General features: G+C 50.1%; 9 protein-coding genes. 1 reads left to right on the forward strand and 8 read right to left on the reverse strand.

What is annotated here, in order from left to right:
- Positions 1-197 precede the first annotated feature (197 nt).
- Positions 198-1,262 carry a copper amine oxidase N-terminal domain-containing protein gene (locus tag QF041_RS17750; protein WP_307415155.1) on the forward strand — a complete coding sequence of 355 codons (1,065 nt, stop codon included), beginning with the start codon at positions 198-200 and terminating at the stop codon, positions 1,260-1,262.
- Between the two features lie 623 nt (positions 1,263-1,885).
- Here the strand turns inward: QF041_RS17750 and QF041_RS17755 are convergent.
- The 8 genes from QF041_RS17755 to QF041_RS17790 all read right to left on the reverse strand — a co-directional run bounded on the left by QF041_RS17755 (position 1,886) and on the right by QF041_RS17790 (position 12,866).
- Positions 1,886-2,287 carry a RidA family protein gene (locus QF041_RS17755; protein ID WP_307415156.1) on the reverse strand — a complete coding sequence of 134 codons (402 nt, stop codon included), beginning with the start codon at positions 2,285-2,287 and terminating at the stop codon, positions 1,886-1,888.
- 234 nt (positions 2,288-2,521) lie between these two features.
- The gene (locus QF041_RS17760) at positions 2,522-3,490 is read right to left on the reverse strand and encodes a M15 family metallopeptidase (RefSeq protein ID WP_307415157.1); all 969 of its coding nucleotides are present in this window, start codon (positions 3,488-3,490) and stop codon (positions 2,522-2,524) included.
- 240 nt (positions 3,491-3,730) lie between these two features.
- A complete protein-coding gene (locus tag QF041_RS17765) occupies positions 3,731-4,543 on the reverse strand; it encodes a hypothetical protein (RefSeq protein ID WP_307415158.1) in 813 nt (270 codons plus the stop codon).
- Between the two features lie 46 nt (positions 4,544-4,589).
- On the reverse strand, positions 4,590-7,793 hold the full coding sequence (locus tag QF041_RS17770; protein ID WP_307415159.1) for a DEAD/DEAH box helicase: 3,204 nt from the start codon (positions 7,791-7,793) through the stop codon (positions 4,590-4,592).
- Positions 7,794-8,161: 368 nt separating this feature from the next.
- On the reverse strand, positions 8,162-8,593 hold the full coding sequence (locus QF041_RS17775) for a chemotaxis protein CheW (protein WP_017690859.1): 432 nt from the start codon (positions 8,591-8,593) through the stop codon (positions 8,162-8,164).
- A 613-nt stretch (positions 8,594-9,206) separates the two neighbouring features.
- A complete protein-coding gene (locus tag QF041_RS17780; protein ID WP_307415160.1) occupies positions 9,207-10,154 on the reverse strand; it encodes an aminopeptidase in 948 nt (315 codons plus the stop codon).
- Between the two features lie 93 nt (positions 10,155-10,247).
- Positions 10,248-12,239, reverse strand: coding sequence for an alpha/beta fold hydrolase (locus QF041_RS17785; RefSeq protein WP_307415161.1), 1,992 nt, complete (start codon positions 12,237-12,239; stop codon positions 10,248-10,250).
- 60 nt (positions 12,240-12,299) lie between these two features.
- Positions 12,300-12,866: a TetR/AcrR family transcriptional regulator gene (locus QF041_RS17790; protein WP_036607516.1), complete on the reverse strand. Its 567-nt coding sequence runs from the start codon at positions 12,864-12,866 to the stop codon at positions 12,300-12,302.
- Positions 12,867-13,063 lie beyond the last annotated feature (197 nt).

Consider the following 13,063-nt stretch of genomic DNA (forward strand, 5'->3'; position numbering starts at 1 on the left):
CTTACCTGAAATTAACCTGATCCTGCTGCGGATAACCTGCAATACAAGCGATATTTCTAATTTAAACTAACCTACCGCTTACATTCATTGCATTTCAACTGCAACACTTAGACGATTTGTCCCGTCTATTAACTTGAAGAGCGGCCCTAAGGAAGATTTTACCGCGTCAGTACACAGATTAGAAGGGATGAATATTGATGAACAACAACATGAAAAAAGTAAGTGCACTGATGGCCCTATCCATGGCATTGGGTGGTGGAGCCGCTTATGCAGCAACACTGGACAACACACAACCAGTCCATCAAACATCCGTTTCAGCAGATAGTAATGCAGCGAGTGTAGTAAACGTATCCGTGAATGGGGCAACCATCTCTGATGGTTATTGGAACAAAGATGGCAAAGTAGCCATGATCCCGCTGCGTGATCTTACCGACGCACTGGGTATTGAACTGGAATGGAATAAAGAAACTAAAACTGCAGAGCTGACTCGTGGTGCTCTCTGGACACAGGTAATCACAGGCAAGGATCAATATTCCGTGAATAAAATGCTGCTCACGCTGGGTACAGCGCCCGAAATCACAGGCGGGAAATTGTATGTACCGGTTTCTTTTGCTGAGAAAGCACTGCATGGACAAGTGAACACAACAGGAAATCAAGTGACTATCTCCAGTGAAGAGGACGTGAAGACGGTTACCGAACGTGGTGTAATTACCAGAATCTCGAACCAAGATAAATATAAGTCCATCCAGATTGGCGGTGCAGGTACGGATGGTATTGTGCTCAATCTGAGCGATGAGACAAAATTCATCTCAGTTGAAGGGAAAGAGATTGCACTGACTGATCTGGCCATTGGCATGAACGTGGAAGCTGAGCATTCCCTGATCACCACCCGCAGTCTGCCACCACAAACGCCGACCTACACAGTCACTGTACTGGATGACGCTTCGGAATCACAATTGAAAGACGTTCTGGGGACAGCGGGTACAATTGAAAATGTAACAACAGCTGAAGGCAGTATCTCACAGATTGAGATTACAGGAACACGGTTAACAGAAACCGCTCCTGACCATGTCGTGCTGAATATTGCTAAAGACACGCTGCTCGTGAACCACGAAGGTGAAACGGTGAAAGCTGAAGAACTGACCAAAGGCGCTAAAGTCATTGGGTTCTACAGCCCTATGTTGACACGCAGCCTGCCTCCAATCGGAACAGCTTGGAAAGTGGTTGTTGAAACACCTGCAGCAGAGCTGGAAGCGAAATAATACCATTGGAAAAACGTCTGGCTGAAACACATGTTATATGTTGTTGCAGACGACCGTGTGCATCGCTTAGCACGGGGGAGTGTGGAGCATCATAATGACCAGCCATCCGCATGTAGCTCCTGGCGCGCGGTGTAATGAGTTTGGCGCATCAAGAGCTCAGCCGTGCGGCAAGGCGGCGAAGTCAATTCAAAATAACCTTATCCGCTTGTCTTCTGACAAGCACGGGTAAGGTTATTTTTTTGGGTTTGTTGGTTTTTAGTTTTTAGTTTTTAGTTTTTTAGATCGTGTCTTCAAACTTGCTCCAAAGCGAAGCGTACCTGAAACTTGTCCGGAGCAGACACGTGCGATGTGCGCTGCATACGAAATACGTTGCATACTGAATGTAAGAGCAAGGGGCGTTAACGCTAACGAATCTGGGGCGTCTTATTCAAGGTTTTGAAGTGCTCGCAAAAATCTAGGGAATCTCAGGCACGCTATGTTTGAATAAATAGCTGTTTATAGCATTTTTATCAGAGTAATTTGGGAAATAACGTGTCTGATGTTCCTTACATTTTAGCAAGAGGATCTTATAGCCAAATAAGATGTCCTGTGTTCCTTAGAAAATCCTCAGACCATCTGCCAGATCAACCAGCTTGGGTTTCATCTTCAACGATCGCTTCCACTTCAATCTCAACCATCAACAAGGGATCAATGAGTGCGCTAACTTCAACCATTGTGGCTACAGGCTGGATCTGTCCAAAAAATTCACCGTGTGCCTTGCCAACTTCCTCCCATCTGGAGATATCGGTCACATACATCCGGGTTCTCACTACATGCGACATATCAGCCCCCAGTTCTTTCAGTGCATTCTCGATCGTCTGCAAAACGAACCTTGTCTGTGCATACGGATCACCCGCCCCAACAACTACACCATCTTGCATCGCGGTTGTACCCGCCACTTCAATTCGGTTCCCTACACGGATGGCACGGCAATATCCCACCAACGGTTCCCATGGGGAGCCGGTAAAAACCTGCTGTCTGCTCATTCTCTCGTCCCTCGCTTTGGTTGAATTTGTTTCTTCGGATTAAACATGAATTATATCAGTCTATCATCATTTAAAACAATGGAATGAAGTTTAATACCACCTTAATTCCAACATCATTTTTGAACAGAAAAAAATCCCCTGAATGACTGCCCATTGGTTAGATCAAAGACGGTTCATTCGGGGATTTATGAGAATTAGTATTAGTATCTTTTCTTTAAGGATAAAACATCCGCATTACAACTTGATATTAGCCTCATCGAAGTATTCTTCCAGAGTTAACCCACTCTTCGCCACATCCGGTGCCAAATCTGTACCGATGTACCGGATATGCCAAGGCTCATAGACGTAACCTGTGGTATCTTCCTCACCTTGCAGATAACGGATGACATATCCGTATTCTGCAGCGTGTTCAGCCAACCACTGGCCTTCCTTCGATGTGCCAAATACCTCTTCCAACACATTGCCCACACTCGGGCTGGATACATCAATGGCAAGACCGGTCTGATGTTCGCTTCGGCCTGGCACAGAGCTCACGCGATCCGTGTATTCTTGACCTTTGGTTTTGACATTATTGTTATAGATGGATACCTGACGCTGATATGAACGATAACCAGACACCGCACGAAGCTCAATACCATCTGCTTTTGCACCTGCAAACAACTTCTCCAGTGCCTCCGCAGCTTCCTTGCGCATATGCCGCTTCTCGTGAGGTTCGTCGAAGGAGAACGGTACATTCGGCTCCACCAGATCGTCCGGCTCGTACCCGTCAGGCAGACTCCGTTGCTTGTTGACAATGACGGTCATAGACTCAGCATTGGTCACCACGGATTGTGCATCAATCGTCGTTTGCAGTGCGCTGATACTGCGTTTCTCCAGCAATGGATCTTCCGCTGTCGCCCCGTTACCATCGTCTGAAGAACCCTGCTCTTCGCCAGTTGAAGCATTCCCAGACTCGCTATCCGTGCCTTCACCGCTGTTGCCAGAAGATGATGTGTCATCCCCGCCAGCATTGTCGCCGCCCGTACCTTTATCCTCCGTAAAATGAACCGTTGTGCCGTCCGACTCCTGCTGTGTGTTACCTGCTCCATTCGGATTCTGGCTCTCCTCTGTGCCGTTCTGGCACGCGGTAAGCAATGCTCCGCATATCATCAATGAGGACAGCATAACCACCATGCGGCGCTGTCTTCCTGTAGTTGATTTCATGTAAAAACTCCTATCGCAATAATATAAATGTTATATAGTCCTCTGCGTGCAGTGTTCCCTGCGACAGTATACCTTAATTGGGAGCGAAGCTCCACCGGTAAAGACCTCCTTTAGAAGAGATCCGAATGAACATATACGGGCTGTACAGCCTGTATGATCGTTTTTTGGACTTTTAGAGCAACATGCTGCAATAAAAACAAGCAGGGGTGATCTGAGATCTCCCCCGCTCTGATGGGTGCATCATTTGGTTGCCGGGCTGTCCGTCTTCTTCTGGACAGCCTGCCACATCCGCGCGGCTACACGCTGGCGGATCAAATCCAGCCCTGCGGTGGCCGGCACGCCCGGCAGCAGCGCCGTCAGCTCCGGCAATGCCGGCGGCTTGCCTGGCTGCGCGAGGCGCACCTCAACGGCGCCAAAGCCCGGCCCCGGCTGGTGCATGGCGCCGTCCGCGGCAGCCTCGGCGATCCACTCGCCGACGGCCGCGCCGCCTTCGCCGCCCCGCACTTGCGGGCGGCCAGCTGTTTCCGCTGCGCGGCCGGGGCCGCTGGGATCATGGGCGAGTTCCTCCGCCCATGCCCCCAGCACGCCGGCGAGCAGCGCTTCGCGCGGCAGGCCGGCGTGCACCAGCTGCAGCAGCGGCTCGGCCGCGAGGCGCGCGGCTACGGCGCGCTCAGCGGCCGCGGCATGCGCGCAGCCCGGGCGGCCGCAGGTGCACGCCACGGCCGCGCTGGCCGTTGCTGCACCTGGCGAGCCCTCGGGCGCTTGCGCAGCCGGCAGCAGCCCCGCGAGCTCCTCGGACGCCGGGCCGCCGCGCAGCAGGGCGTACAGCGTCAGCGGGCGCTTGCGCAGCTGAGCCAGTACAGCCTCGCGCTGGGCTTCGCTCAGTCGCGCCGGCGTTCCCGTGACCGTGAACATGCCTGCGGCTGATCCGGTCTTGCCCTCAGCAGCGGAAGCGGAAACGGAAACTTCCTGATCCGCATCCGCTGCTGTATTTACTTCTGCTGTCCATCCACCGGGGGACATATGCAGCTCGATCTTCCATTTTTCACTCACAACAATCCCCCTTTCTCAACATCTATATTCCTCTGAATGTTCAAGGTCACAGCCACGTCTCACCCTGAAGAGAGATCAGACCACGCAGCTCATCATCCGACATCTCGGTCAGCCAATTCTCACCCGAACCAACGACCTGCTCGGAGAGTGCCTTCTTGCTTTCGATCAGCTCATCAATCCGTTCTTCCAGTGTTCCCTGACAGATCAACTTATGCACCTGCACGTTGCGATTCTGTCCAATTCGGAATACACGATCCGTTGCCTGATTCTCAACCGCAGGATTCCACCACCGATCATAGTGAACGACATGACTCGCCCGTGTCAGATTCAGACCCACACCTCCGGCACGAAGAGACAGAACAAACATGGACGGCCCCTCTCCTTTTTGGAAAGTCTCCACCATATCATCTCTTTGCGCCTTCGACACACCACCATGCAGGAAATAAGGTTCTTCCTCATATCGCTGTTTCAATCTCGATACCAGCAGATCTCCCATAGCAACATACTGCGTGAAGATCAGAGCCGATTCCCCGTTATCACGGATGGCGTCCAGCAGTTCAAGCAAACGTTCCATCTTACCGGATGCCTCAGCCTTGCCGTGGTCTTTCCGATTACTGTCCGCCAGCACCGGATGATCACAGATCTGCTTGAGCTTGGTCAGGGAGGACAGAACAATCCCCTTCCGGGCAATGCCATTTCTGCCGTCCAGACCACCCATCAGATCATCCACCACACGCTGGTACAACACCGTTTGCTCCGGCGTCAGAGAACAATAGGATTTCAGTTCAAGCTTCTCTGGCAGATCCTTGCGAATATCCGGATCACTCTTCAGCCTGCGCAGCATGAATGGAGATACCAGTCGATGAAGCTCACGCAAGGATGCTGCATTTTCTTCGGATGGCCCCAGTCCCGTATACCGCTGGCGGAACGATGAAGCTGTGCCCAGATACCCCGGATTGAGAAACTGGAAAATCGACCAAAGTTCGCTCAGTCGGTTCTCTACAGGCGTTCCTGTCATCGCAATACGATGAAGTGTAGACAGGCGCATTACGCTTTGCGCTTGTTTGGTACGGTAGTTCTTAATATATTGTGCCTCATCCAGCACAATAGTGGACCAGTGCAACGAAGCCAAATCCGGGCCATCTCTGCCTGCCAGATGATAGGTCGTCAGTACAATGTCATGCGTCTGCGCTTCTGCCTGAAAATCATTCCCGTGCAGCCGTTGTCCGCCATGATGAATATACAGCGACAGATCCGGGGCAAACCGCTTCAGCTCACGCTGCCAGTTTCCAAGCAGCGAGGTAGGACACACAATAAGTGCAGGCAGATGAACAGGCTGCTCATTCGTGTGCTGATCCGCCGGGAATGAATCATCTGATCCATTCAACAGCTCATTCTCACGGGCTTCCTCTTCAGCTGCCTGGCGTTCCTCGTGTTTGCGGTCCAGCAGACAGGTAATTACCTGAATCGTCTTCCCAAGTCCCATATCGTCCGCCAGACATACGCCAAAGCCCAGCTCACGCATCGCGGATAACCATTGGTAGCCTCGTTCTTGATAAGGTCTGAGTTCACCGTGCAATTCTGCCGGAACCTGACGAGGCTCAATGCTGCGAAGCACCTGTCCATCGAGCAGGAAAGCAAGCATCCCATCAGATTCGGCACCAAAGACGGAGAGGCCCTTCCATGCGGAATCCTCCCCTTCATCCGCTGCCAGATGCAGCCATTCGGAGAGAGGCATGTATTGTTCTTCTTCTTTTTTCATATAACGCAGGACTTGGCGAATCTCTTTTGTATCCACTTCAATCCATTCACCACGGAACATGACATAAGGAACTGTGGATTCAGCGAGCGCTGCCAGTTCCTCCGCCGTGACCGGTTTACCATCCAGCATGGGCTCCGCCTTGAAAGCAACCAATTGTTCCATGCCCAGTGCCGATGTGGCTCCAGGCAACCGCTCTGTTCCCCGATTCAACATCTGCAGACGCAGTCCCGCACGACGTTTCCCGGCACGACTCCACCTTGAAGGCATGAGAACGGTTATCCCGGCCTTCTGCAAACGTGGAACCGCATGCGTGAGAAATTCGAAGAAACCCTGCTGCTCCAGCTTAATTTCCTCCGGACGAGCGGTAAGCAGCGCTGTCTCCAGTTCAGGTGCCAGTTCTGCTGCTTGCCCGAGTGCCATCAATAATTGCTCTGCCGCCGAGGTATACAACACCTTCCCTCGGTCCAGATCTCGCTCTGGATGTGCCCAGATAGTCCGTGCAGGCAACCTCAGGCTTGGTTCCTGCTCACTGTCCACCCAAAAGCTTATTCCCCAGATCGTTTCATGTTCGCCCAATGGAGGCTCCAAGCGGAGCACCAGCTTCAATTGGCCTTCCGCAGGTGCCATCTGTTCTGCTCCCACGATTGGCATTGACGTTCCACCAACTTCTTGCAGCGTATGAATAAACGCTGTCATGTCGTCCGTCGGCCCTTGCACCGTCACAGGACGGAACATCGAGATCAGACTGTTCCACCAGAGTTCGGCTACTGGCGAAGATCCGCGTCGATATGGGGTGCGGTAACGGGACAGTTCACTGTCCATGCCCTCCAGTTCACTTGTCACTACAGCATGAATCATGCCACTCATGAATGAAAATAATACCGCAGCCCCTGCTTCTTCACGCGTTTCCGGTTCCAATGAAGCATAAGCTCCAGGAGCAGCCAATCCAATCGGAGGCATCGCTTCAGCAAGATCGCGGAAGCGTTCGATGTCCTCCTCCTGCTGCAAGCGTGGCCGCCATACGCCTGTTAATGTCTCTTGCCCGGTCCGTCGCCGTGCTCCGGTCTTTGCTGCGAATTCAGCCGATGGAGCAATTGCTCCCCGCAACAGCAGCTCCTGTGTGAACTGCGCTGCTTTGATCCAGTAACGCATCTCTTCTCCAACCTGAATTCCGGCTGCATTTAACAAACGGTCATCCCATTGCAGCAGCAACCTGAAGGCATCCTTAGGCGAGACTGCCAATCCTTCCAATGTGCGCCCCAGCAGTTGACGCCGCTTCGTGTTCTTGGCTTCAGCCGTGTTCCTCAGCGGATTCGGCCAGCGCAACTCCGCAAGACGCAGAGCGGCAGGCTGAAACAGACGACCCCCGTCGCCAAAATTCAACCTTCTTACCACGTGGCTCCATGCATCCACACGTGGTTCCGATGTTTCACCGGAAAAACAAAAAAATACGTCACCAAGCCATACTCCATACAGCGATTGCATCATTAAAGTCTCCCGTCATCCCTTCGCATTGTTACTCTCCATCATATACGAAAATGACCGGATTTAAAAACCTTTGCCCATAAAAAGTGGTTATTTCAATGGTTAGGGCGTGTCTCAAAACTCGCTGAAGTGCATCTTTTACCCCCTTTTCGCCCCCCGCTGCGTCACTTTCCCTTGACGTGCCCCGGCACGCCTGCGGAAAACTTTCTTGCTTGGAACGAAAATTCGGCAAAATCTGCTTCCTTCGGAGTTTTCAGACACACCCTAGCAGCACAAAAAAATGTCCCTTCTCCCGAAAAGCGGATGAGGAACATTTGGGTAAACCGAAGGATTAATACTGAATATTGAAAGAATTACGGATTGTTATACTACTATGATCTGATCAAGCTGCCCAGTAATACATCGAGGTTCAAAATACCTGCACGATGATCTTCACAGAACCCGATTTTGTCAAAAACGCCAAGCATGAAACGGCGGTGTTCCTCAGCTGGTTCCTCGAAACGATCGTAACTTACGACAGAATCGACCATATCTACGATCAGCGGTACAAATCCACCTTTGTAAGGCACCACAATAATACGTGTAGAAGAGGTATCCTCCTGGTCTGGCATGCCTAACAATACACGAAGACTCACCACCGAAACGACCTTACCGTACAGCGAAGCAAAACCTCGGATCTCCGGGCTTCCAAATGGAACTGTTGTCACCTGCACCATTCTGATGATCTCATGAACTTCATCAATTCGTAGTGCAAAGATCTGGTCTCCTACCGAAAAATTAATATATTGCATTCCCTCGTCCATAGTTATCCCCATATCCTCTCATTCCGTATAATCAGACTACTTTCGTACCATTAGATGTTACTTTGGTGTATCGGTTATTTTTGATCAAATGTTTAGGCTTCAGATCAATTTTGCCAACTTCAACAGACGTTGCATTACGGTTGCTGTCTCCGCTCTGCTCATTTGCCCTGCTGCGGAGGGTGGTGGAAGTCAGTCGTTTTAATATTGAGCGTAAGTAACCTGACATTGGATTGAAAAATTATATTCAAAAAAAAGACCAAAGATCAGCTTTATGCCGATTTTTGGTCTTTTTTATCCCCATATATTATGGATCTGTTTCTATGTTTTCAAATACTTGGAACAAAAAAGCGATATTCCTGTGGATAACTTGTTTAATTACTCCAAAACGACTGTTTTATCGCATGAAAACACGAGTTATACCTGATTTGTGGATAAGTTGTGCACATATTGCACACATGCTGTGGATATCTTTGGCGTTTCATGTGGATATTCATTAATTTAATGTGGACATGTTGTGTATTTGTTTGTAAATCTGACGTAAAATCTGAATTTCCGCTTCAGTTATCCATTACTGTGGACACGTTGTGGACATGCCCAATTTCCTTCGCTGTAGTTATTCGACCAATTCACCCTGACGCATGATCAGCTTGTCATCGATGTACACGTCCGGCTTTTGTACAACTGCATCAATATGAACACCCGCGGCAATCGTTCCACCAAATGTGTTATTGCTGCCAAAGGCCACATGAATTGTCCCGTACACCTTCTCATCTTCCAGCACCACACCTGTGATTCGTGCCTTGTTATTGGTACCGATCCCGAATTCGCCGAGAAAACGACCATCGCCCTCACCAAGCGTTTCCAGTAATTGAGCCCCTTCTGGTCCTTCGGCTGACACCAACCGTCCTTCATTAACGGTTAATAGCATCGGTTCACGGAGTGCCCCAATTCCAGCAACGGAACCATCTACAACAATACTGCCCTCGCCCTTGCCCTCAACGGGAGCAATATAGGCTTCTCCTGACGGCAAGTTGCCCGATTCACCAGGGTTCAAATACATACCTGTGCTTGGTACACCGTTACGATCTTCAATGGAAAAGGAAAGACTATGGCCCTGCTTCTCTATTCGCACATGGCGACCTGCGGTTAATAGAGCCGTTACCTTCTCGGTCAACGCCTTTACTTGCGAATATTCAGCTGTAATGGCTCCGTTCATAAACATATCCTCTGTCATGCCGGGCATTGTTGCCACTCGGGTCCCTGAAGCAGCGGCTTTTTTGCGTGCCTGGGTATGTGTTAATGAATATTTCGTTACACACACGGCTACATCTGCTCGAATCATGGCCTCTGCAATCGGAGCAGGTGGCTCTTCTCCAGATCTGCTGCGTTCCTCCATGATTAACAGGACAGACTCTGCACCAAGTGCTTTTCCTGCCTCATAGATGGATTCAGCCAGATCCCGTTTCATATCGTCTGCGACAACCACCAGATTCTCTCCGCTGCGCAGTCCGAGACATTCCTTTAGCACATTTTTACTGATTTCCACACGTTGCTTGCTCATACATTCATCTCTCCTGTCTTTGGTTCAGCTCTCAAAAGTCGACTTGACCCTTTCGACAATTGGCATGGGATTCCTGCATGTCCAAACCTGAACTCACCTCAAGGTATCGGCCCATTCGGCGAGGATTGCAGCTGTTTCCTTATACTGAAACGTCGGAAAGTAATGTCCATAGGGTACATCTATCCGTTTGACCTGTGAGTTCATATCCTGGGGAAAGTGATATTCCCGATCTTGATTGGCCCACACAACTAATACATTCTTGGCATAATGCTGACTTTCCATTTCCGCCCACAACGTTGATCTGGCGCCTTTCCTCTGACCCGAGTGAATCCAGCGCAACAAGTCTGCATGTGCTCCTGCAATACGAGGGGACTGGAGACTGGAGCGTATTCTCTTGCCCATGGTATCGGCCATAACACTGATGTCGCCTACGCCGCTATGTGAACTGAACATTTGATTCCAACTTTTCTCCGATCTGCCACGCAGCAGGGAGCGCATCACCCCTCTTGGCAAACGGGAAACCCATCTTAGGACATTCGGATTCGAATTGTTGGCAACTGGCTGAAGCAACCCCAGCCGAATGTCTGTCCGCCCGCTACGCATCTGTGCCGCAGCTGCAATAGCAGCCCCGATCGAATGACCAACCAGCTTCACCGGACCTTCAAACTCACCAAGAGCCGTAAGCAGTGCATTCACCTGACCTTCAAACGCTTCATCTCCCTGATGCACCGGGGACCGTCCGAATCCGGCGAGATCGATTAACCATACCGGGTTCCCGGTCCGGTCCCTAAGCTGTTTTCCTAACGGTAACATCTCATCCGCAGATTGAAGCAAACCATGTACAATAATCCAAGGCTCTCCCTCGCCCTCCCAACCAAGCATAGCCATATTTCCACTTCGCGACCGAATATAATCTGTCGGAGAACCCTCAGGTAACAGCGTATACCGAAGACGATAATCCAGGTCGGCTGTAACCAGCGGAAGCTGTTCCCGGATATCCGGCCAGGATTGCCTCATACGTGTGAACAGAGCCTCCGTCTCTTCAACCGGGAATGACCTGTTGGTAATAAAAGCAACCGACTCCGCTGGAACACCACTGATGCGTGAACCACCTGATTTCATGATCCATTGAATCCATGGTAGTGGCACAGCCCCTTTGGGCTTGGGTACGTCCAATTGCTGCGCCAAGAGTTGCAGCAGTTCCTTCATATTGGGACTGTCTTCCCTCCGCGCCAACAGTGGATAAGTTCCTCCGACTGGAGCGGCTTCCCTGGATAGAAAAACAAGCGTCTGTGCAACAATGTCATTCTCCACAAGCGGTAACCAATAGGATGAACCTCCCGGCACTACTGGCATAAGTCCTTTCTGAATCGCCTGAATGAGCAGCCCAATCCCACCCGTTTGCTCCGTTTCACCTGTGGGACGTGGTCCAACCACTGTACTCGGATTTACAACGGATAAGGGGTAACGATGCTGTTCTGCATGCTCGCGAATGTGCAGATCGGCATGGAACTTCATCTCTTCATACGCACTTTCATTGTTATCCACATGCTCAACCTGGAGATAATTCCCCTGTTCAATCCGCTCTCCATAAGGACTCATATAACCAACAACGTGGATAAAGTGTCTCAATCCATGAGTACGGTGAATTTCCTGTGCTAGCTGTGCCACTTCTCTGGCCCCGTTCATGAATATCTGCTCGGCTACTTTTCGTTCCAAAGTGACGTCCATCGTTCCACCCGCATGAATGATCACATTTGCTTCAAGAGCACGCTCCCGATCTGCTGCGGTAAGGCCAAGACCCGACATGGACAAATCACCTTTAATAAAGGTAATCCTGTTGAAATCCTTCACTCCATAAGCCTTGAGCACAGTTCTGGCTCGCTGTTCCGAACGAACCAACAAGAGCAATTGTACGTCTCCCTGCGTGAGTTGTTTGACCGTCTCTTTGCCGATAAAACCTGTACTTCCTGTCATAAAAATGGTCGTGTCTGCAATATCAGACTTGCTTATTACCTGATTCATATTTGTTGAATGTGCTGCTGTGTTTTCTTCATTGGATACACGGTTAGTATGTACAATCATTCTGTTACAGCTCCTTTTAGTACTATATAGTACTAGTTATACTCAAAAAAAGAGCTTCGATTAACGAAGCATCTGACAAAACGTACGTGCCGATTGTTCTATAATCCCAACATCACGGGCAGTTCCCGCTAGGATTAGCGAACCTTCCAGTGCTGCAATAAACAACAACGCAGCCGGACCCGGCTCAATTTCTTTGCGAAATTCACCGCGATCTAAACCTTGCTGAAACAACTTCTCCACCATAGGTCTAAGCTCACGAAAGAATCTGGATATGCTTTCCTTCACTTGGGGTGCACTGTCCGGTGTCTGCATATATAACGTAACAAAAGGACAGCTCCCTTCGTAATTTCGGCCCTCAATGCCTGCCGACAGTAATGCCATGAATGAGTAGATACGCTCCTCCACTCCTCGCTCACGCTGACTGAGCAGCAGATACAGCTCCGACTCATACTGGGCAATCCAGTATTGTACCACGGCCTGGAGCAGTTCCTCCTTGTTTTTAAAATGATAATAAATATTCGACTTGGATACCCCACTCACTCGCACGACTTCATCCATGCTGACGTAGCTGTACCCCTGACGCAGAAATAATTGTGCCGCCACTTCAACTGCCTTGGTCCGGTTCACCGGACTGGAACTCTTAGATTTGGCAGGTCCCGTGTTCATTTTTGGATTTGTCATACTTAGAACTATACAGTACTAGTCAGTTGAAAACAAGTATTTCTGTTAACAAAAGAGGACCTCCCACTCAAACTACTCCATACTTGTCCACATTTAGAGTGTTATACACACAGGATATCCACATATAGTATTAACTCTGTGTT

It is taken from the genome of Paenibacillus sp. W2I17 (genome assembly GCF_030815985.1).
Classification (GTDB): Bacteria; Bacillota; Bacilli; order Paenibacillales; family Paenibacillaceae; genus Paenibacillus.